Raw genomic sequence first — 18,498 nt, 5'->3', positions numbered from 1 at the left:
TGAAGGCCGCCCTTCCAGTGGGGCAGGATTTCACCTCGCAGGGTGATCCGATCCGCGCCCGGCCCGACATAGTGCTGCGCCGGTTTGCGCCCGATGCGATCCTGCTGTTTCCAGCGGTAGGAGGAGACCCGGCTAAGCCGCTGATAAGCGGCGGTGTCCAGCATGAAGGGGTAAGCCCCCAGCATCATCATCACGTTACTCATCGTGCAGCAAGCCCCTCGCATCGACCCGTGCGCGTTCTTCCACTTCCGCGATCTCCTGTTGCACCGCCGCGCGCACGGCCTCGGCGTCGGTGGCTTCATTGATGGTGATCGGGATGCTGTAGTTTGGGGCGAAATTCAGCGACGTGCTGCGCGTCTGGACGGCCCCCGCTGCGGCGGCGCTGCTCATATCGGGCACCTCCGGGGCGGCGTCTGTGCCTTCTGACGTGCGGCTGATGACGTGTTCCGGCACACCACGGCTGCGCAGCCATTCGACATGTTTCGCCCGCACCTGGGCTTGCCGGGACGCGCTCATCCCTGCATCGACGACAGCCGCCACCGGGGCCTCGGGCGCATCCGGCATGTGTGCGATATGGCGTGCGGTCTCATCGGTCAGGGGCAATAACGCCACATGGCGGCGCTTCTCGGCGATCTGACGGCGGAAGGCCTTGCCACGGCGGTTGACCTCCTCGGCCCCGCGCGGATCGAGAACGCCATAGGCGCGCTCGGGGAAGGCCTGACAGATCAGCTCATCGCCATCGAAACAGAACACGAATTCCGGGTTGAACGCAGGCACGCGCAAGGTGATGCGCCGATCATAACCCAGCAATTCATCCGCATAGTAATGCAGCGTCTCACCGCGCCGGGGCGTATAGCTGACGCGCCCGCGATCCGGCACCCGCTCGACCTCCTCGGAGAACGCCAGCGCCAGCACCTCGGGGCGCGAAAGCACCGTCTTGCCCCAGCCCTGGTCGATGAACCCGCGCAGGCACTCGTTGGGGCTGGCCCCCATCAGGCGGCCATGCTGGGGGCGCTTGTGATACCATTCCAAGGCCTGCCCGGCAGTATCGAGAAAGGCCGAGGCATCGCCCTGAAACGCCACCGGGTCTTTGCCCTTGGCGTGGGTTTTCTTGTTCATCCGGTCGCCAGCGGTCCAGCCCGGAATTGTCGCAAAGAACACCTGTTCGAGGTTGCCGAACGCGCCCTCGATGCCGGGCTTGCCCTTCGCGTTGTAGGGCCGCGAGCGGGTGATGGCTTCGCGGCCCTGGGCGACCCGCTTGGCGACATCGGGGCTGCCGTCCAGGTCATAGACCCCCCATACCGCCGCCGGTCAGCTTGGATAGCTGGGTGAACCCGCCGATCATCGCATCCCAGGAATACTCGGAACCGTTGTCCAGATAGAGCATCTGGGGCAGGCCCCATTCCTCGACCATGGCCTGAAAGCTCATCGCGACATGCTCGCGGGGGATGCCCTCTTTGGGTTCCAGCAGCACGAACGTCATGTGAATTTCGTTGGTCGCCACATCGACCCAGGCAATCGCCTTGGGATAGACCACAGTGCCATCGGGGCGGCGCATCATGATATCGACGGGGTGAACGTCGCCCACGACGATCTGGCGTGGCATCAGGTCCGAATAATCGCGGCGGATCGAGGGCATGTATTTGTCCTGGAATACCGCGTTATCCTTGTTCTTGACGGCGATGATCCGATATTCGCGCTCGGTCTCGACCTTGCGCCGGTTCACGTGGCAAATGCCGAATTGCGTCAGCGCTTTTGCGGTGTCGCCGCAGCGTCCCAAATCCAGCGCATCAAAGGACACCACGCGCAGATCGCGGGAAAGCTCGATCAGCCGTGTGGTGGAATTCTCCGAGATCGAGCGCCAGCCGCGCTCGCCCGAGGCCCAGAGCGACCGGATGTAACCGGTCAGCTCATCGCTCACCTTGGCCTGCGCGGTTGCGTCGATATGCTCGGCAAAGTACCTGTCCCAAGCGCGTGTGACCTGCTGGCGCTTCACCGCCGTGTCAGCGCGGCGCTTGCGGATCAACTCGTTCAGCCCCTCGGCCTCGAACGCTTTCACCCAGTTATACAAAGTCTGTTTCGTGACGGCCTTGCGAGTGCCGTTCGGGAATAGGCGCGGTGTTGCTGCCAGTTCCCCGATCAGCGCGGCGCGATCTGCCGACAGCTTTTCAAGGGTCAGGACAGGGCGGATTACCTCATGCCGCCACCGTGCCAATTCCAGATCGGTCTCAAACCGCGCATTGTTCTGATAGGTCTGCTCTGGGATCAGAACCGTTTCGCCGGTCGAAAGGTCGGGTTTTTCATGCAGGACGATGCCGCGTTCCAGGTACCACGCCTCACGTAGATCGGCGGGCAGGCTGTCCACATGCACCAGCAGCGATTTGCCGCCCCGCCCGCGCCCGGTGATCTCCTCGCGAACGAGGAGATCACAGCCGCGCCATGCCCGCGCCTCAACGGCCTTGGCTACCGCTCGATAAGATACCCCAGCCAAATTTGCGACCACTTGGACGGCCACCCACTTTTCGGGGTTCATTAGTCGGTTCATTTGAGCCGACCGAGGGGAGGCCAAATGCCCCCCCTCGATCACGTCAAGCTGGCGTACAAGCTGGTTCATGATTAGACGGCTCCCTCAAACATGGTGCGGACGGACTGGCGGCAGCCGTTGCACATCCGATGGTGCGCCCCCTCGCTCATGAAAGGGGTGGCGCAGCGCAGGCAGTTGCGCTCTTTCATGCGCGCCGCGTGTTCCAGCGCATCCCGCTTTTCCCCGGCCCGCCATTTGTTGCTGACTGCCTTGGTGACCGCCTCGCCATCCTTGCAGACCACCCAGCCATAGGCTTCGACTTCAACGGTAAAGCCGCTCATGCCGAACCCTCGCAGGTCGCGACGTGAACTTTGGTGATCATGGAGTCGATGGCATCTGTAGCCACTTGCCCTATCATCCTGATCTGGGCACTGGTCGCGCCTGATGCGATGCACAGGCCCAGAGCCTCGCCATAGGCATGCGCCAGGGCGTGCGCCACTTGACCCGGCGCGGCGCGCTCGATGCCCAACGCGGACGCAATCCGTTCCGCCGCCGACATATGCGCCTCAAAGGCGGCATTCTGGATGTGAACAGGCAGGTCGGCCATTACACGCACCCCCGTTCCGCAAGGCGCTGACAGGGCACACAGCGGCGCGCAAAGGGTGCGGCGGCCCGGCGGGCAGCCTCGATCTCTTCGCCGCAATCGTCACACATGCCGCTGCCATTGGCGGCCAGCGCCGCGCTGACGCGGCTGACGCCGTTGGCCCGTTCGGCATCGACAGCCTTTTCGGCCAATTCCACGAAACGCTCATCCATCAGCCGCACTCCGCTTCAAAAGCGTTGCGCAGCAGTGCGTTGGCATGCTCGCCCGCGCGCCTGGCGGCAAAGCTGAGTGTGCCGCCCGCTTCGGGATTGGCCACGCTCAGCATCAGTTTGAGTGCGAAATGCACCTTGGATTTGTCGGAAATGCCCGAAAGCATCTGCTCGGCGGCGTCTTTTTGCGCCATCTCAATTTGTCGTTGTTGGGGGATCATCCCGGTTCCCCAAGTGGTTCAGAGTGTTATTTTCTTGGTGGTATTGCAGTCAGGCCGCGACAGCCCCCCGCTCAATCGCGGGGGGCGAGAGTTCCAGGCGGCGTGCCTCCGCCAGCATCCGTTGACGGTACGCGGCGGCCACCAGATCACGCCCGGCAGCGTCAATGATCCGTTCACGCAGCTCAGCGCCGCGCTCACCGGACGATTGACCATAAGTGGCGTTTCGGGCGGTGCTGGGGTGGATGTCGTTTTCCCGGCACCAGACTTCGAACGAAGTGCAGGTTGCGCGAAAAAACCCTGCAATTACTTCATGAAGGATCGTTCCGGGCTGGAACGGAATTTTGTTTGGTGCCATGTTCGCCTCGCGATGTGAGTTGCATTGTAGTTCAGCAATGTCAGAAATGCACCCAAACGGGAATATCATTCAAGCACGGAGTGTACAATTGAGTGTATCGAATCGCATAAGAGAAGTGGTTGACGCTAAGGGTTTGACATTAAGGGAATTTACAGACCTGATAGAAATCAAGTACAGAACAATTCAGAACTACTTGTCAGGTGAGCGTAATGTGGGCGCTGAGTTTCTAGAAGCCATAAGTACCCAAATGAACATCTCTGCGAGCTGGCTCCTCACAGGCAAGGAGCCGATGTACCTGCCGGGCACTCACTTGAGCACATTCGCCGACGAAACCGCCGATTTTGTGCCCGTGCCGCGCTACACCGTGTCAGCCTCGGGGGGTGATGGTGACAGCTATTTGGGCGACGCGATGGATGTCACCTTCTATGCGTTCAACCTGCAATGGATCAAACGGCGGAACCTCGACCCTGACAATCTGCACATTGTCGAGGTCAAAGGCGACGGCATGGCCCCGACGCTCAGCGAGGGCGACCTGATCCTTGTGGATCGCGCACAAGCGGAACCGGCAGACGGCAAGGCCTTTGTGATCCGCATCTCTGAGGAACTGGTGGTCAAGAACATCCAGCGCGTCGGTAAGGACACGATCTCGCTGGTGAGCGCCAACATGATCTATCCGCCACGCGAGATTGCGGCGGACGATATGGGGCCACGGGCTGATATCGAGATCGTTGGACGGGTCGTTGCGTCGATGCACGAATGGTAATTGCATCCGCCCTCGGCTGGCGGTGGAAGTCAGCGGAAGCAATCAAATTTAATTTGTGCCACTTTTGGGTTTCGGGCGATTTTGCAGCACATCCTGAAACCCCTTATTTTAAGGGCTGCCCAAATGCCATTCAAATTTATCCCGTGCCCACCGTTCTAATTTATTCCGATCCCCCCCAGCGCCCCCAGGAACGATAATGGCCGAACATCTTCCACTCGACACGCCCGACGACCCGAAACTGGCGCAGAACATCATCCATTTTGCCCGTGCGCTGCGCAAGGCGGGGCTGCCCATCGGGACGGGCCGTGTGATCGACGCGATCCACGCGGTCGAGGCGGCGGGCTTCACCGCGCGGCACGATTTCTACTGGACGCTGCATGCCTGTTTCGTGAACCGCCCCGAACACCGCACCGTCTTTGCGCAGGTCTTTCGCCTCTATTGGCGCGACCCGCGCTATCTGGAACATATGATGGCGATGATGCTGCCCGCGATCCGCGGCGTGCAGGAGGATCGCACAGCACAAGCCGCCGAAAAACGCGCCGCCGAGGCGTTGCTGGACGGCGCAAATCGGGATCTGCCCGAGGTCGAGGATCAGGAAGAGGGCACCGAGATCGAGGTTGACGCCTCGATGACCATGTCGTCCGAGGAACGCCTGCGCAGCCTGGATTTCGAGCAGATGAGCACCGAAGAGGTGGCCCGCGCCAAACGGATGCTGGCACAGCTGGAATTGCCGGTGAAACCGATCCCGTCACGGCGCGGGCAGGCCAGCCATCTGGGCCACCGCCTTGACCGGGCCCGCACCTTGCGGCAGGCGATGCGGCAGGGCGGCGAGTTGCGCGACATTGCCAAGCTGCAGCCGCGCCCGCGCTGGCCCAATCTGGTGGTGCTGTGCGATATCTCGGGCTCGATGAGCCAGTACAGCCGCATCATCCTGCATTTCCTGCATGCGGTTGCCAATGCCAAGGGCGCGGGCTGGGCCAAGGTGCATGCCTTTACCTTTGGCACGAGGCTGACCAACATCACCCGGCACTTGCATCAACGCGACGTGGATGCGGCGCTTGCCGCCGCAGGGGGCGAAGCACAGGATTGGGAAGGCGGCACCCGAATCGGACATTGCCTGCATCAGTTCAACCGCGACTGGTCGCGGCGGGTGATGGGGCAGGGGGCGGTGGTGCTGCTGATCACCGACGGGCTGGACCGCGACGACCCCGACCAATTGGCGCGTGAGATGGAGCGTCTGCAACTGTCGGCCCGCCGCCTGATCTGGCTGAATCCGCTGCTGCGCTGGCAGGGGTTCGCACCCAAGGCGCGCGGCATCGCGGCGATGCTGCCCCATGTGGACAGCTTTCGCGCCGGTCATTCCATCGCCTCGCTCGAGGATCTGGCCAAGGTGATCTCGCGTCCCGACGATGTGGGCGAAAAAGCGCGGTTGCTGGCTGCCGCGCGGGGGTAGAACGGCCCCATCGGGGCCGCTCTGGTCAGCGGGTTACTGGACCAGCTTTTGGTTGCATTCCTGTGCCATCTCCAGCGCTTTGTAAGTGCCTTTCAGATTGACGACAAAGGCGTATTCCTTTTCGGGGAACACGGTCATCGTGTATTGTTTTGCGATGTCTTCAAAGAACTTGGGATCGTCGGACAGGACATAGCCCCCGGAATAGCCCTTGGTAATGTTGCCGCGCATGCCGGTGGCGTCGCCCAGAAAGATGTCATCCCCGATCAGGATCGCCACGGCTTTGGTTTCATCTTTCTTGATGTCGGTTTCGGCCTTGGTGAAGGCGCCGACATAGCCCACACCGCGATCGGTGGTCAGGCCCATTTGCACGACGTTTTCCGCCGCATCCACCGATTCCACGAAACAGGAATTCTTGGTGGTGTCCACATAGACGTTCCAGCCTTCGGTCGTGCCATAGGCCTTGAACTCATCTGCCTGCGCGACGCCTGCCATAAGGGCTAGCGCCCCGGCGAAACCCAGTTTTGCATATGTCATGATCTATCCTTTGTATCTGAGGAATAAGGGGAAATTCTTGAGGCCGCCGGGTGTACCCCGCCGACCTGTCGCGAGTCGGCGTCAGATTAGAGCGGGTTTGCCGGGGCTGCAAGCAAAGGTTGAGTGAATGGCGTGCAGTTTTTACGCACCCTCAAAAAGCCTGTGTGATTGCAGCGAAACACGCAAGACACCGCGCCGGGTCTGGTCCATAATCCCCACTGGGAGGTGCCTCATGCAACGTTTTGATAACGGGCCGGAAACCGCGCTTGACTGGTATCGCAACAGCGGCAGCGCTGCGCTGGCGACGGTGGTCGAAACCTGGGGCAGCGCGCCGCGCCGGGTGGGTGCACAGCTGGTGATCGGCGGCGATGGCCGGATCGAGGGCTCGGTCTCGGGGGGGTGCGTCGAAGGCGCGGTGATCGTCGAGGCGCTGGAGGCCATCGAAGAGGGCACATCGAGACTGCTGGAATATGGCGTCAGCGACGAGGATGCCTTTGCCGTGGGCCTCGCTTGTGGCGGCACCATCCGCATTCTGGTGGAACCGGTCGGGCCTGTCCTGTCCGAGGTAATGCTGGCGGAACTGGTCGCGATGCGGGCCGCCCGCATCCCGATCGCCTATGAGGTCAACCTGAAAAGCGGGCGCCGCGCTCTGCGGCGCACCCGGCACGCGGGGCGGATGCGGCAGGATCGCTCTGGCTTTGAAGAGGACGGCAAAACCTTTGTTGGGGTGCATAATCCGCCGCTGCGGCTAATCGTGGTGGGGGCGGTGCATATCGCGCAGGCGCTGGTGCCGATGGCGCGGATCGCAGGCTATGACCCGATGATCATCGACCCGCGCGAGGCCTTTGCCGCCTCCGAGCGTTTTCCGGGTGAGATGATCCTGACCGACTGGCCCGACGAGGCAGTGGCCGAGATCGGTCTGGACACCCGCACAGCGCTGGTGCTGCTGACCCATGATCCAAAGCTGGATGATCCGGCCCTTGAAGCCGCTCTGCGCGCCGATGTGTTCTATATCGGCGCCTTGGGCTCGACCCGCACCCATGCCAAGCGCGTTGCACGGATGCAGGAGGCCGGGTTCACCGAAGAGCAGATCGCGTGCATTCATGGCCCCGTCGGCCTCGATATCGGGGCCGCTGACCCGTCCGAGATTGCGGTGGCGATCCTGGCGGAAATGACGGCTGTGCTGCGGGGCAAGGCATGAAGTTCGGGCCGGTTCCCGTGGCCGAAGCTGCGGGAGCGATTCTGGCGCATTCGGTCAGCACCGGTATGCGCAAGCTGCGCAAGGGGCTGGTACTGGGCGGTGATGAGCTGTCGGTGCTGGCCGAGAACGGTGTGCAAGAGGTTACCGTGGCCCGGCTGGAACCGGGGGATACCCACGAAGATGCCGCAGCGCAGGCGCTGGCTGATGCGCTGGTCCCGGACCCGGCTGCCGCCAATGTCACGCTGAGCAAGCCCTTTACCGGGCGGGTGAATATTCTGGCCGCGTCACCGGGCATTGTCGGTCTGGACGTGGCGGCGGTCGAGCGCTTCAATCAGGTCCATCCGATGATCACCGTGGCGACGGTGCCACCCTATCAGCAGATGACGCCGCGCGGCATGGTGGCAACGATCAAGGTGATCTCCTACGCCGTGCCCGAGATCGATGTGACCCGCGCGGCAGAGGCGGCGCGCAGCGCGATCCGGCTGATTGCGCCGGTGCATGGCTCGGCTGGGCTGATCGTGAGCGATATTCCCGGCGGGCCGTCCAACGACAAGGGGATCGCGGCCATTCGCGGTCGGGTCGAGGCGCTGGGGATGGATTTGTGCGATATTCGCACCGTGCCGCATCGCGAAGAGGCGATGAGCGCGGCCTTGCAGGATGTGGCGGGGGACATGGTGATGATCCTGACCGGCTCGGCCACCTCGGACCCGCTCGATGTGGCCCCGGCGGCGCTGCGTTATGCGGGCGGCAGGGTAGACCGGTTCGGGATGCCGGTTGATCCCGGCAATCTGCTGTTTCTGGGCCAGCTCGGGTCCCGCCCGGTGATCGGCCTGCCGGGCTGCGCCCGTTCGCCCGCGCTGAACGGGGCGGACTGGGTTCTGTCACGGGTGGCTTGCGGAATCACCACCACCGGCGCGGATATCGCCGCGATGGGGGTTGGTGGCTTGCTCAAGGAAATCCCCACCCGCCCGCAACCACGCGCAGGGAAAAAACGCGGCTGAGACCTCAGGTGGGGGAGCAGTCTCCGTACTGCGCGGTGCAGTCCGAGCTAGGCAGACCAAATCGCACTGGACCCAAGGACGGGTTCAGATCGTTGACCTCGATCCGCTCGGGCGGATCGACCACATAGCGATGGGGATCAGCCTTGTCGGACTTCACGAACGGGTAGGCAACGAGGATGAGAAAGGTGAGGAGAATAGCGCGCATGTCTGTCCCTGAATTCAATGTTTTCGGGGATAGAACGCGACCGGGCGCACTTTCCGTCGCGCCATATGTCGTTTTTTCAGAGCGCGCTGTATAGCCCGAGTCCGCCGACTAGGATCAGGCTCAGCGCCCAGAGGATTTCCAGATCGAACCAGCCCTTCGACAGGAACCGCAACCCCAGCCACCGATAGACCGCGAACGCGATCGTTCCCCCGGCCAGCAGCATCGCGCCCGTGTGCAGCAGGGCCACCGCCAGGGTCAGCCCGGCATTGCGCGCCATCAGTTCCGAGGCGGCCAGATGCCCGGAATCCAGCTCGTCGAGTTTGCACAGCCCCAGATAGATCGGCACCAGCATCAGCGCCGCGCCATGGGCCAGCGCCACCAGAAAGGACCACAGCGCCAGCCGCGACGGCGGTACCCGCGCCAGAAAGCGCGGATGTTTGCGGGTGATCAGAATCCAGCAACCCCAGAGCAGGACAATGCCTCCGGTGGCCAGTCGCAGCTCGCGCTCATAAGCGATCAGTGCGGTCATCGCCGAGAGCGGCAGCAGGATCGCCAGCATGGCCAGAAAATGCCCCAGCGCCAGCGCCCCGAGTGCTGTGAACAGCGCGCCTTGGCGGCGCTCCATCAGGGATGACGACACGGCCAAGGGCCAGCCCATGCCCGGGTTGGCGCCGTGATAGAGGCCGCTCAGAACCACCGCCAGCCAGAGCGCGGCGGTGGTCATGTCAGGACTCAACGATCAGGCCGAGGGATAGCAGAAACTGTCGGTCGAACAGTCGCCGCCCTCCAGCCGGATCTGGTGCGAGCGGTAGCCATCGGGGAAATCGACCCAGAAGTTTTCATCCAGCGTCAGGCCCCCGGTCTCGCCCACATTGGCCATCACCATCGCCGCGCCCTCGTCATCGGGATAGAACTGATCATCCCAGGTGGAATAGAGCGAATTGGTCCAGTAGACGCGCTTGCCGTCGCGGCTGATCTCGACCATCTGCGGACCATAGTTAAAGTCCTTCCCATTGGGATGCTTGGTCTTTTTCACGATACCTCCAATCTCGACCTTGCCGGCCAGAACCGGGTTCATCGGGTCCGAGACGTCATATTGATGCATCTCGCCCTGACCCCAGCAGGCCACATAGAGGAATTTGTCATCAAGGCTGAGGTCGATATCGGTGACCAGCGCCGGAACGGCCGAGAAGCCTTTGAGCAGCTCTGGCAGGTCGTCCGGGTCCGCCGGGACCGGGTCGATGGTGATGGTCTTCTTGGCCCCGAATGTGCCGTCCGCGTTGCGCCACCAGGTAAATATCGCGCCTTGCAGATTGGTGGTATCGACCACCACGCCGCAGAAGCCATATTCCTTCGAGGGATCATGGGCCGGGCGGATTTCCAGCGCCATCTGGTGGTTCGCGCCCAGATCGATCGTCTGAATGTTCTTGCGCGCCCGCAGGTCCCAGAAATGGATCGAATGGCCGTATTTGTTCGACAGCAGGTCTTCGGCCACGATGCCATTCTCGAATTGTGGCGGCAGCCCCCATTCCGAACTGACCATGTAGTCGCGCGGCAGGTTCCACCAGAAATCATAATGCTTGTCCTGCACGCCGCGATCCATCTCGTAGCGGCCCAGAATCTCGAAGCTTTCACAGTCCATGATGAAGATGCCCGGCGGGCCATCGGTGCCATCCGCGCCACCACCACCCAGGGTCGAGACATAGATGCCCTCGGGGCCGCAATGGATCGTGTGCGGGCGGGAATAGCCGGTCTTGGCAAACACCTCCTCGGGTTCGATGATCTTGTGGATCTTGGCCTTGAGCGGCTCTTTCACGTCGATCACGTAAATCCGGGACGAGCGGATGCCCGGAATGATCAGATAGCGGCGTTCCAGAAAGGCATGGCCCGACAGCGGAGACAGCGCCGAAGAACAGGCGTTCCAGCCGAAATGGTGAAATTCATCGCCGGTGTTGGGCATCATCAGCGAATGTACGATCTTGCCGTAAGTTGACGAGGTCGGGTCCACGTCGACCACCGCCAGACCGTCAGGTTGCGACCCGTCGGGGCTGAGCATCAGGGTAAAGGCCAATGTCTCTGCCGGGGCTTCCATCGCGAGACGGGGGGATGGATGAAAGGTGGGATCCGGTCGTAAGTTCATGAATTCTCTCCCTAAGTTTTTGTTCGCATGCTTCGCGCCGAACTGGCCCAGGTGCTGCCTACCCGTCCTCCAACCTGGATATGGTCGGTGCCGGGCTTCCCTCAGGTCAAGGAGAATTTCGTGGGGCGCGACTTTCGTCGGTAGTCCGGGCGCGCGTCCTCACAACAAAAAACGCCCCGCGCGAGAGGCAGGGCGTTTCGAAAAATAACGGTATGACGGGTGGGTTACTTCTGCGGCAGCGGCCCGATCAGCATGATCATCTGACGGCCTTCCATCTTGGGAAAGTTCTCCACCTTGCCGATTTCCTTGGTGTCCTCGGCCACCCGTTCCAGCAGCTCACGACCCAGGTTCTGGTGCGCCATTTCGCGGCCACGGAAGCGCAGGGTGACCTTCACCTTGTCGCCGTTCTCCAGAAACTTGAACACGTTGCGCATCTTGACCTCATAGTCATGCGTGTCGGTGTTGGGGCGGAACTTGACCTCTTTGATCTCGATGATCTTCTGCTTCTTGCGCGCTTCGCTTTCACGCTTCTGCTGCTCATACTTGAACTTGCCGAAATCCATGATTTTGCAGACCGGCGGGTTCGCGTTGGGCGAGATCTCAACCAGATCCAGACCGGCATCAACCGCCATCTCCATGGCACGCGTGGGGGTGACGACACCCACGTTGTCACCGTCTGCGCCGATCAGGCGAATTTCGTTAGAACGGATCTTTTCGTTGACGCGCGGGCCGGTGTCTCGTTGCGGCGGCGCGTTGTGAGGTCTGCGAGCTATGGGTTCAATCCTTTGATGGTTGCAGCAGAAAGTGCCTGAAAAATAACGCTCTGTCATCAGCGATTCAAGCAGTTAGCGCCATATGCCGGTGTGCCGCGTGGTTTTCAAGAGGCGATTATGCGCCGAAACACCCCCACAAGGCGCCGTGGTGCGCGATCCTTCGGTTTTCCCCCTTGTGCCCAAAGGTGAATCCGACCACTTGGTCCCCGGGCGCCCGCGCTAGGGGCGTTGAGGCTAAAACAGGAAAAACTGTAATGAAATCAATTGTTGTCTTGATACTTCTCGCAGGGCTCGCCGCAGGCGGGTACTATTATTTTAATGCGCAGTCCGAGACCGCAGGTGCAGAGGCCACATCGGCAGAGCCCGCAGCGGATGCCGCCGCAGAGCAGGCCGAATCCGCCGCCGACAGTGCGGCAGAAACGGTCGAGCAGGCGACCGACAGCGCAGGCGAGGCGGTCGAAGCGGCTGGGGAAACGGTCAAGGAGGCGGTTGACGAGGCCGTCGACACCGCTACGGATGCTGCAAGCGATGCTGCGGACGCTGCCACTGACGCCGCAAGCGACGCCGTGGATGCAGCAAGTGACGCGGCAGATAGCGCCGTGGACGCAACCACCGATGCTGCCAGCGATGCCGCAGACGCAGCCACAGACGCGGCATCTGATGCAGTGACAACCGGAACCGAGGCCGCATCGGACGTGGCAACGGATGCAACCGAGGCCGCAAGTGATGTAACCGAGGCCGTCTCGGACACAGCGAGCGATGCGGCGGATGCGGCAAGCGAGGCTGCCTCGGATGCGGCGGATGCGGTCAATAACTCAGTATCGGATGCGCTTGGCACCGCCACGGATGCGGCCACCGATGCTGCCGGGGACACCACGACCTCGGGCAACTGATCCTTTGCAATGAAAAAGGGGCCGCGTTCCGGATTGGAACGCGGCCCCTTTCTTTTTGGGTCAGCGATCAGCCTACAAAGGCTTTTTCGATGACAAATTCCTTGGGTTCGGAATTGGCGCCTTCGCGCAGGCCGAACTCTTCGAGGATGTCCTTGATGTCGTGGTTGAAGGCGAGGCTGCCGCAGACCATGGCGCGGTCACTCTCGGGTGCGATGCCGTCGATGCCCAGATCCCTGAACACGGTGCCATCTTTCAGCAGCGTGGTGATGCGGCCCATCTTCGGGCTCTCTTCGCGGGTCGTGGTGGGGTAGTAACGGATCTTCTTGTGGAAATCCGCGCCCATCAGTTCGGCCAGCATCTCGTCCTGCTTGATGTCGTCGATCAGGCGGCGGCCATATTCCAGTTCCGCCACTTCGCGGCAGGTGTGGGTAATGATGACCTCGTCGTAATCCTCATAGGTCTGCGGTTCGCGCAGCAGCGAGGCAAAAGGCGCAAAGCCGGTGCCGGTGGCAAAGAACCACAGCCGCTTGCCGGGCAGCAACGCGTCATGGACCAGCGTGCCCACGGGCTTGGGGCGCAGGATGATCTGGTCGCCGGGCTTGATATGCTGCAGCTTCGAGGTCAGCGGGCCGTCCTGCACCTTGATCGAGTAGAACTCGAGCTCGTCGTCCCAGCTTGGCGAGGCGATGGAATAGGCCCGCAGCAGCGGTTTGCCATTGTCGCCCAGCAGGCCGATCATCACAAACTCGCCCGAGCGGAAGCGCAGCGAGGCGGGGCGCGACACCTTGAACGAAAACAGGCTGTCGGTCCAATGTTTTACATCCAGCACGGTTTGCGCATTTGGCAGGACAGGGGCCTTTACGGCAGAGGCGTCACTCACGGATTTCATCTCGGTCATGGTTTCACTATCCGGTCAGGTAGACCGGCATCTCCGTTTAATCTTTGATCCACGTCAGGAAAAGGGGCATCTTGCCCCGATCCGCTCACACGCTGGCGATTGGCGGGCTCAGCCGCGCAGGCGGGACTGATAATTGTGGTCCTGCCAGTCGGCACGGGCCAGCCATTGGTCCTCGGGCTGGCGCTTGGCCAGGGCATGGTCGATTTCAACCTCGTCAAACCCGCTGCGCCGCGCCATGGCGTATTGGTCGGCCAGCACATGACCCTTGGCGCGCAGACGGCCTGTGTAGCCTTTCAGGCGCAGGGTGCGCGCGATGGTAAAACCGCGCCCATCCGCAAACGAGGGAAAGTCGACACGCACCATTTTTGCGCATCCCAGCCGTTCGGCCAACTCATCGGGGTCGGTATCCGAGGCCACGTCCAGCGCAACAACATCATTGGCCGCATCGTCCAGCGTCACAAAGCCGTCGGTCCAGTCATCGGGGGCGAAGCCCTCATCACTCACGATTACATTCATGTTTTCTCTCCGGTCTTCTCTCCGGCGCGCACCATCTTGCCATCGACAAAATGGATGCCGCATTCTTCCTTGTTCTGATCGCGCCAGCGTCCGGCGCGGGGGTCTTCGCCCTCTTTGACCGGCGAGGTGCAGGGCGCACAGCCGATCGAGGGGTATCCTTTGGCCACCAGCGGATGCCGGGGCAGGCGGTTTTCGTCCATATAGGCGCGCACGTCTTCGGGCGCCCAATGGGCCAGCGGGTTGACCTTGATGCGCCCGGTGCCGTCCTCGACCTCGAAGAAGTCAAGCGCCGCGCGGGTGCCGGCCTGAAACCGTTTGCGCCCGGTGATCCAGCCGTCATAGCCCGACAGCGCGCGCTGCAACGGGATCGTCTTGCGCAGCGTGCAGCAGGCATCCGTGTCGCGCAGGCGCAGCGCGCCATAAGGGTCGTCGCGGGCGACATCCTCATCCGAGGTGCGGATGATGTGCACATTGCGCAGGCCCAGCCGCTCACTGACCTCCTGTTGGTACACCAGCGTCTCGGTGAACAGAAACTGGGTGTCCACGAACAGCACCGGTATGTCCTTGTCGACCACCGCCGCCATGTGCAGCAACACCACCGACTCGGCCCCGAAGCTGGAGACCAGCGCCAGGTGTTCAGCCTCCTGCAGCGCGCCATGCATCACGTCATGGGCGCTGTGGTGGCGGAACCGGGCGTTGAGCGCGCCGACCCGTTCAGTCAGCGCGCAGCGCTCGCGACCCAGCTCGGTCTGGATCTCGTCAAGCGGCATTGGCCTGCGCCTCGGGGTAGAGGGCCGCCTTGAACGGCGCCATGCCCAGACGGCGATAGGTCTGCAGAAAGGTCTCGTCCGCGTGGTCGCGCAGGTCGAGATAGGCGTGCACCAGACGTTCGATGGCAGGCACGATCTCGTCATAGGCAAAGCCCGGCCCGGTGCGATCGCCAATGGCGGCTGTCTCGGTGCCGTCACCGCCCAGAGTGATCTGGTAGTTTTCAACACCCGCACGGTCGAGGCCAAGGATACCGATATGGCCGACATGGTGATGCCCGCAGGCATTGATGCAGCCCGAAATCTTGATCTTCAGCTCGCCAATGTCGTTTTCCAGCTTCAGCTCTTCGAAACGGGTCGCGATCTGCTGCGCCACCGGGATCGAGCGGGCCGTGGCCAGCGCGCAGTAATCCATGCCGGGGCAGGCGATGATGTCGCTGATCAGCCCGATATTGGCCGTGGCCAGAGCGTGCTCTTTCAGACGCGCATGGATCGCGGGCAGGTCCGATTTATGGACATGGGGCAGGATCACGTTCTGCTCATGGCTGATGCGCAGCTCGCCATAGGCGAACTTTTCGGCCAGATCGGCCATCACGCGCATCTGTTCGGCAGTGGCATCACCCGGCGTGTCGCCCTGTTTCTTGAGCGAGATCGTGACGATCGCATGATCATCCTGCTTGTGGGCGGCGATATTGGTGTCGACCCAGGAGCGGAACACCGGATCATGGTGATAGGCGTCCTTGAACACCGCGACCGAGCCTTCGCGGAAGGCAGGCGGCGCAAAATGGCCCTTGATTTCCTCCAGCAGCGCCATGTCGGCGCCTTTGAACTGCGGGCGCACCTGCAGGAACCGCTCGTTCACCTTGGCGCGGATGGCGTCGATGCCATGCTCATGCACGGTAATCTTGATGCGCGCCTTGTATTTGTTGTCGCGGCGGCCGATCTGGTTCCAGACGCTGACGGTCGCTTCCAGATAAGCCAGCAGATCGTCAAAGGCCACAAACGGGCTTAGTTCCTTGCCGATCATCGGGGTGCGGCCCAGACCGCCGCCCACGATGACGCGGGCGCCCAGCACACCGTCACGCTCGACCAGTTGCAGACCGATGTCATGCGCCTTGATCACGGCCCGGTCGTTTTCCGAGCCGGTAATCGCGATCTTGAACTTGCGCGGCATGAACTGGAATTCCGGGTGGTCGGTCGACCACTGGCGCAGCAGTTCGGCATATGGGCGCGGATCGGCGACCTCATCAGCGGCGGCACCGGCGAAATGGTCTGCGGTCACGTTGCGAATCGTATTGCCGCTGGTCTGGATGGCATGCATGCCCACTTCGGCCAGCGCGTCCAGCATATCCGGCACATCGTTCAGCTTGGGCCAGTTATACTGGATGTTCTGACGGGTGGTGAAATGGCCATAGCCCTTGTCCCACTTCTGCGCCAGCAGCGCCAGCTGACGCATCTGGTCGGGGTTCAGCGTGCCGTAGGGGATCGCCACCCGCAGCATATAGGCGTGCAATTGCAGGTAGAGCCCGTTCATCAGGCGCAGGGGTTTGAATTCATCCTCGGTCAGCGAGCCGTCGATGCGGCGCTCGACCTGGGCGCGGAACTGCGCATTGCGTTCGGCGAGGAAGGCGGTGTCAAACTCGGAGTAGCGATACATCGTTTGCTGTCCTTGCGAATTCTTGGGTTATCTGGTGCAGCCCCGGGTCCGGGGCCTTTTGTGGGGAGAGAAGGGGCCTGTCGTCAGGCCCGGGGCTGCGGGGAAGTTTCCTGCTTGCCATGCCGGTAGTTGGAGGGTCCGGTACGGCGGAAATCTTCCCTAAAATGTGTCGGTTCGGGGCCATCATGTCCGGCGATGGCATCAGCGAGATAGGCACCGACGATCTTGCTCGGCTGGCTTTCGGCATCCAGCAGGCGCAGCTGGGCGTGGGCCTCGTCAGTGATCAGCTCGGCCTCGGCCAGATCGCGCGACCAGCGGTCGTCGGCGGTCAGGTAGATCACATCGCCTTCCAGCAGGTCATTGGCGGTGATGACTTTGGGAGTAAAAGCGCGGGCCATCAGGCATGCTCCTTGTTGAATTCTGTCAGGGCCTGCACCGCCGCTCGCGGGGCAAGGCCATAAAGTGTCAGGGCCGGGCCGTTCATCCCGGCCTGCGCCAGATCGGCGGGCAGGTGATCCAGCGTGGTGGCCAGAACGCGCTGATCGGGGCGCGAGGCGTTTTCGACCAAAGTGACCGGCGTGTTGCGCGCCGCGCCATGCATGATCAGACGGCCCTGGATGAAACGGGCGGTTTTTTTGCCCATGTAAATCGCGGCGACCTCACCGGCACGGGCCAGCGCGGTCCAGTCGTGATCGGCAAAGCCCTTCATGTCGAGGCCGGTCAGGAAGCGGATCGACGAATTGCGCCCGCGCCGGGTCAGGCTCTGCCCGATACCGGCCACGGCGGCAGAGGCGGCGGTGATGCCCGGCACGATGCGCCAGTTCAGCCCGGCGGCTTCAACTGCTTCGATTTCCTCGTCCAGACGACCGAACATGGTCGGATCGCCGGATTTCAACCGCACGACATGCCCACCGTTCTGGCCGTGCGCGACCAGCAGGTCGTTGATGTCGCCCTGATCCCAGGACGGGCCGAACCCGGCCTTGCCCACATCGACCAGCCGGGCGCTGCGCCCCGCCAAGGCCAGCACCGCGTCCGAGATCAGCCGGTCATGCAAAACCACATCCGCCGCCTCAAAGGCGCGCAGAGCCGCGACGGTCAGAAGGTCCGGATCACCGGGGCCTGCACCGACAAAGATGATCTGTCCTGTCGTCCTGTTTGCGTGTTGCGTGGTCATGGGTCGATCTGTTCTGTTTGACGTGACCCTCAATATAGGAAATATTCCCACCTGACCGCCATATGGCGCGACAAATAAGAACAGGTGTCTCGGTTGCCTCTGGAAATGGGATGCTGGTTTCGATTGAAGGGAAAAACTGGAATGTCAGTGCGCATAGACGACACGGATCGGAAAATTCTGGCTGAACTGCAGCGCGATGCCAGTCAATCGCTGGATGAAATTGCCAGTCAGGTGGGCAGTTCCAAGACGCCGGTCTGGAATCGCATCCGCAAGCTGCGCGGGGCTGGCGTGATCGGCCAGCAGACAGTTCTGCTCGATGCCGAAGCGCTGGGATACGAGGCGTGTTTCTTTGTGCTGATCCGCACCTCCGAGCATGAGGCCGAATGGCAGAACGCCTTCCTGAAAGCGCTGCAAGACCGCCCCGAAGTGCAGGAGGCGCACCGGCTGGCGGGCGATATCGACTACATCCTGAAAGTGCGCGTGCGGAACGCCCGCGCCTATGACGCGTTCTATCAGGCGCTGATCTCGGAGGTGCGGGTGCACAACGTCACAGCGCTTCTGTCGATGGAAGAGATCAAATCCACAACCATGCTGCCGCTTTGAGCGCGCA

24 protein-coding genes and 2 pseudogenes are annotated in these 18,498 nt (G+C 62.1%); 7 read left to right on the top strand and 19 right to left on the bottom strand.

Annotation, left to right across the window (positions count from 1 at the left end; translation table 11 throughout):
* The 8 genes from M3P21_RS18825 to M3P21_RS18790 all read right to left on the bottom strand — a co-directional run.
* Window positions 1-203: phage tail protein (locus tag M3P21_RS18825; protein ID WP_249712505.1), on the bottom strand; the 203-nt coding region annotated here is incomplete at its 3' end.
* Window positions 196-1,119: a hypothetical protein gene (locus M3P21_RS18820; RefSeq protein ID WP_249712504.1), complete on the bottom strand. Its 924-nt coding sequence runs from the start codon at window positions 1,117-1,119 to the stop codon at window positions 196-198. The genes M3P21_RS18820 and M3P21_RS18825, both read right to left, overlap by 8 nt.
* A 166-nt stretch (window positions 1,120-1,285) precedes the next feature.
* Complete coding sequence (locus tag M3P21_RS18815) at window positions 1,286-2,614, bottom strand: transposase domain-containing protein (protein WP_249712502.1); 1,329 nt, start codon at window positions 2,612-2,614, stop codon at window positions 1,286-1,288.
* 2 nt (window positions 2,615-2,616) lie between these two features.
* The gene (locus M3P21_RS18810) at window positions 2,617-2,865 is read right to left on the bottom strand and encodes a hypothetical protein (RefSeq protein ID WP_249712501.1); all 249 of its coding nucleotides are present in this window, start codon (window positions 2,863-2,865) and stop codon (window positions 2,617-2,619) included.
* Window positions 2,862-3,131, bottom strand: a complete 270-nt coding sequence (locus M3P21_RS18805; protein ID WP_249712500.1) for a hypothetical protein — start codon at window positions 3,129-3,131, stop codon at window positions 2,862-2,864. The genes M3P21_RS18810 and M3P21_RS18805 overlap by 4 nt, the downstream gene beginning before the upstream one ends.
* A complete protein-coding gene (locus M3P21_RS18800; RefSeq protein ID WP_249712499.1) occupies window positions 3,131-3,340 on the bottom strand; it encodes a TraR/DksA C4-type zinc finger protein in 210 nt (69 codons plus the stop codon). Before M3P21_RS18800 ends, M3P21_RS18805 begins: the two co-directional genes overlap by 1 nt.
* Entirely contained in the window at window positions 3,340-3,531 is a 192-nt protein-coding gene (locus M3P21_RS18795) for a hypothetical protein (protein ID WP_249712497.1), read from the bottom strand. Before M3P21_RS18795 ends, M3P21_RS18800 begins: the two co-directional genes overlap by 1 nt.
* Window positions 3,532-3,607: 76 nt before the next feature.
* Window positions 3,608-3,913, bottom strand: a complete 306-nt coding sequence (locus M3P21_RS18790; protein ID WP_249712495.1) for a hypothetical protein — start codon at window positions 3,911-3,913, stop codon at window positions 3,608-3,610.
* Here M3P21_RS18790 and M3P21_RS22790 point away from each other — a divergent pair.
* The 3 genes and pseudogenes from M3P21_RS22790 to M3P21_RS18780 all read left to right on the top strand — a co-directional run.
* A pseudogene (locus tag M3P21_RS22790) lies at window positions 3,912-4,172 on the top strand (helix-turn-helix domain-containing protein); the annotation flags it as partial. The gene M3P21_RS18790 and the pseudogene M3P21_RS22790 overlap by 2 nt on opposite strands.
* Window positions 4,173-4,223: 51 nt before the next feature.
* On the top strand, window positions 4,224-4,676 hold the full coding sequence (locus tag M3P21_RS18785; protein WP_249712493.1) for a S24 family peptidase: 453 nt from the start codon (window positions 4,224-4,226) through the stop codon (window positions 4,674-4,676).
* A 196-nt stretch (window positions 4,677-4,872) separates the two neighbouring features.
* Window positions 4,873-6,129 (top strand): vWA domain-containing protein, encoded by a 1,257-nt coding sequence (locus M3P21_RS18780; protein ID WP_249712492.1) that lies wholly within the window; start codon window positions 4,873-4,875, stop codon window positions 6,127-6,129.
* Window positions 6,130-6,162: 33 nt separating this feature from the next.
* Here the strand turns inward: M3P21_RS18780 and M3P21_RS18775 are convergent, their stop codons facing one another.
* Complete coding sequence (locus tag M3P21_RS18775) at window positions 6,163-6,663, bottom strand: hypothetical protein (RefSeq protein ID WP_249712489.1); 501 nt, start codon at window positions 6,661-6,663, stop codon at window positions 6,163-6,165.
* 232 nt (window positions 6,664-6,895) lie between these two features.
* Here M3P21_RS18775 and M3P21_RS18770 point away from each other — a divergent pair, with 232 nt between their 5' ends.
* Window positions 6,896-7,864 carry an XdhC family protein gene (locus tag M3P21_RS18770; RefSeq protein WP_249712486.1) on the top strand — a complete coding sequence of 323 codons (969 nt, stop codon included), beginning with the start codon at window positions 6,896-6,898 and terminating at the stop codon, window positions 7,862-7,864.
* Window positions 7,861-8,865 (top strand): molybdopterin-binding protein, encoded by a 1,005-nt coding sequence (locus M3P21_RS18765; protein ID WP_249712485.1) that lies wholly within the window; start codon window positions 7,861-7,863, stop codon window positions 8,863-8,865. The genes M3P21_RS18770 and M3P21_RS18765 overlap by 4 nt, the downstream gene beginning before the upstream one ends.
* Before the next feature lie 4 nt (window positions 8,866-8,869).
* Here the strand turns inward: M3P21_RS18765 and M3P21_RS18760 are convergent, their stop codons facing one another.
* The 4 genes from M3P21_RS18760 to infC all read right to left on the bottom strand — a co-directional run bounded on the left by M3P21_RS18760 (window position 8,870) and on the right by infC (window position 12,040).
* Window positions 8,870-9,070 carry a hypothetical protein gene (locus M3P21_RS18760; protein ID WP_249712484.1) on the bottom strand — a complete coding sequence of 67 codons (201 nt, stop codon included), beginning with the start codon at window positions 9,068-9,070 and terminating at the stop codon, window positions 8,870-8,872.
* Between the two features lie 76 nt (window positions 9,071-9,146).
* A complete protein-coding gene (locus M3P21_RS18755) occupies window positions 9,147-9,794 on the bottom strand; it encodes a hypothetical protein (protein WP_249712482.1) in 648 nt (215 codons plus the stop codon).
* Window positions 9,795-9,809: 15 nt separating this feature from the next.
* A complete protein-coding gene (locus M3P21_RS18750; RefSeq protein WP_249712480.1) occupies window positions 9,810-11,210 on the bottom strand; it encodes a selenium-binding protein SBP56-related protein in 1,401 nt (466 codons plus the stop codon).
* A gap of 224 nt (window positions 11,211-11,434) precedes the next feature.
* Window positions 11,435-12,040 carry a translation initiation factor IF-3 gene (infC, locus tag M3P21_RS18745; protein ID WP_249712479.1) on the bottom strand — a complete coding sequence of 202 codons (606 nt, stop codon included), beginning with the start codon at window positions 12,038-12,040 and terminating at the stop codon, window positions 11,435-11,437.
* A 197-nt stretch (window positions 12,041-12,237) separates the two neighbouring features.
* Between infC and M3P21_RS18740 the strand changes: the two genes are divergently transcribed.
* On the top strand, window positions 12,238-12,876 hold the full coding sequence (locus M3P21_RS18740) for a hypothetical protein (protein WP_249712478.1): 639 nt from the start codon (window positions 12,238-12,240) through the stop codon (window positions 12,874-12,876).
* 67 nt (window positions 12,877-12,943) lie between these two features.
* Here M3P21_RS18740 and M3P21_RS18735 read toward each other — a convergent pair whose 3' ends face one another.
* The 6 genes and pseudogenes from M3P21_RS18735 to cobA all read right to left on the bottom strand — a co-directional run.
* Window positions 12,944-13,774: a ferredoxin--NADP reductase gene (locus tag M3P21_RS18735; RefSeq protein ID WP_283781053.1), complete on the bottom strand. Its 831-nt coding sequence runs from the start codon at window positions 13,772-13,774 to the stop codon at window positions 12,944-12,946.
* Between the two features lie 108 nt (window positions 13,775-13,882).
* On the bottom strand, window positions 13,883-14,290 hold the full coding sequence (locus M3P21_RS18730) for a DUF934 domain-containing protein (protein WP_249712476.1): 408 nt from the start codon (window positions 14,288-14,290) through the stop codon (window positions 13,883-13,885).
* Window positions 14,287-15,060, bottom strand: coding sequence for a phosphoadenylyl-sulfate reductase (locus M3P21_RS18725; protein ID WP_249712474.1), 774 nt, complete (start codon window positions 15,058-15,060; stop codon window positions 14,287-14,289). The genes M3P21_RS18730 and M3P21_RS18725 overlap by 4 nt, the downstream gene beginning before the upstream one ends.
* A complete protein-coding gene (locus M3P21_RS18720; RefSeq protein WP_249712473.1) occupies window positions 15,050-16,714 on the bottom strand; it encodes a nitrite/sulfite reductase in 1,665 nt (554 codons plus the stop codon). The genes M3P21_RS18725 and M3P21_RS18720 overlap by 11 nt, the downstream gene beginning before the upstream one ends.
* Window positions 16,715-16,797: 83 nt before the next feature.
* Entirely contained in the window at window positions 16,798-17,112 is a 315-nt protein-coding gene (locus M3P21_RS18715; RefSeq protein ID WP_249712471.1) for a DUF2849 domain-containing protein, read from the bottom strand.
* Window positions 17,112-17,858 (bottom strand): annotated as a pseudogene (cobA, locus tag M3P21_RS18710) (uroporphyrinogen-III C-methyltransferase); the annotation flags it as partial. The pseudogene cobA and the gene M3P21_RS18715, both read right to left, overlap by 1 nt.
* Before the next feature lie 171 nt (window positions 17,859-18,029).
* Between cobA and M3P21_RS18705 the strand changes: the two are divergent.
* The gene (locus tag M3P21_RS18705) at window positions 18,030-18,491 is read left to right on the top strand and encodes an Lrp/AsnC family transcriptional regulator (RefSeq protein ID WP_249712470.1); all 462 of its coding nucleotides are present in this window, start codon (window positions 18,030-18,032) and stop codon (window positions 18,489-18,491) included.
* Window positions 18,492-18,498 lie beyond the last annotated feature (7 nt).

The sequence above is a fragment of the Ruegeria spongiae genome (assembly GCF_023502395.1).
Lineage (GTDB): Bacteria > Pseudomonadota > Alphaproteobacteria > Rhodobacterales > Rhodobacteraceae > Ruegeria_C > Ruegeria_C spongiae.
The sequence above is the reverse complement of the archived record's forward strand: the minus strand, read 5'-3'. Positions and strand labels throughout refer to the sequence as shown.

Excerpts from the sequence above, each read along its gene's own strand:
- M3P21_RS18820 (WP_249712504.1), bottom strand. The coding sequence starts at position 1,119 with ATGAACAAGAAAACCCACGCCAAGGGCAAAGACCCGGTGGCGTTTCAG.
- M3P21_RS18815 (WP_249712502.1), bottom strand. The coding sequence starts at position 2,614 with ATGAACCAGCTTGTACGCCAGCTTGACGTGATCGAGGGGGGGCATTTG.
- M3P21_RS18810 (WP_249712501.1), bottom strand. The coding sequence starts at position 2,865 with ATGAGCGGCTTTACCGTTGAAGTCGAAGCCTATGGCTGGGTGGTCTGC.
- M3P21_RS18805 (WP_249712500.1), bottom strand. The coding sequence starts at position 3,131 with ATGGCCGACCTGCCTGTTCACATCCAGAATGCCGCCTTTGAGGCGCAT.
- M3P21_RS18800 (WP_249712499.1), bottom strand. The coding sequence starts at position 3,340 with ATGGATGAGCGTTTCGTGGAATTGGCCGAAAAGGCTGTCGATGCCGAA.
- M3P21_RS18795 (WP_249712497.1), bottom strand. The coding sequence starts at position 3,531 with ATGGCGCAAAAAGACGCCGCCGAGCAGATGCTTTCGGGCATTTCCGAC.
- M3P21_RS18790 (WP_249712495.1), bottom strand. The coding sequence starts at position 3,913 with ATGGCACCAAACAAAATTCCGTTCCAGCCCGGAACGATCCTTCATGAA.
- M3P21_RS18780 (WP_249712492.1), top strand. The coding sequence starts at position 4,873 with ATGGCCGAACATCTTCCACTCGACACGCCCGACGACCCGAAACTGGCG.
- M3P21_RS18775 (WP_249712489.1), bottom strand. The coding sequence starts at position 6,663 with ATGACATATGCAAAACTGGGTTTCGCCGGGGCGCTAGCCCTTATGGCA.
- M3P21_RS18770 (WP_249712486.1), top strand. The coding sequence starts at position 6,896 with ATGCAACGTTTTGATAACGGGCCGGAAACCGCGCTTGACTGGTATCGC.
- M3P21_RS18765 (WP_249712485.1), top strand. The coding sequence starts at position 7,861 with ATGAAGTTCGGGCCGGTTCCCGTGGCCGAAGCTGCGGGAGCGATTCTG.
- M3P21_RS18760 (WP_249712484.1), bottom strand. The coding sequence starts at position 9,070 with ATGCGCGCTATTCTCCTCACCTTTCTCATCCTCGTTGCCTACCCGTTC.
- M3P21_RS18755 (WP_249712482.1), bottom strand. The coding sequence starts at position 9,794 with ATGACCACCGCCGCGCTCTGGCTGGCGGTGGTTCTGAGCGGCCTCTAT.
- M3P21_RS18750 (WP_249712480.1), bottom strand. The coding sequence starts at position 11,210 with ATGAACTTACGACCGGATCCCACCTTTCATCCATCCCCCCGTCTCGCG.
- infC (WP_249712479.1), bottom strand. The coding sequence starts at position 12,040 with ATGACAGAGCGTTATTTTTCAGGCACTTTCTGCTGCAACCATCAAAGG.
- M3P21_RS18740 (WP_249712478.1), top strand. The coding sequence starts at position 12,238 with ATGAAATCAATTGTTGTCTTGATACTTCTCGCAGGGCTCGCCGCAGGC.
- M3P21_RS18735 (WP_283781053.1), bottom strand. The coding sequence starts at position 13,774 with ATGACCGAGATGAAATCCGTGAGTGACGCCTCTGCCGTAAAGGCCCCT.
- M3P21_RS18730 (WP_249712476.1), bottom strand. The coding sequence starts at position 14,290 with ATGAATGTAATCGTGAGTGATGAGGGCTTCGCCCCCGATGACTGGACC.
- M3P21_RS18725 (WP_249712474.1), bottom strand. The coding sequence starts at position 15,060 with ATGCCGCTTGACGAGATCCAGACCGAGCTGGGTCGCGAGCGCTGCGCG.
- M3P21_RS18720 (WP_249712473.1), bottom strand. The coding sequence starts at position 16,714 with ATGTATCGCTACTCCGAGTTTGACACCGCCTTCCTCGCCGAACGCAAT.
- M3P21_RS18715 (WP_249712471.1), bottom strand. The coding sequence starts at position 17,112 with ATGGCCCGCGCTTTTACTCCCAAAGTCATCACCGCCAATGACCTGCTG.
- M3P21_RS18705 (WP_249712470.1), top strand. The coding sequence starts at position 18,030 with ATGTCAGTGCGCATAGACGACACGGATCGGAAAATTCTGGCTGAACTG.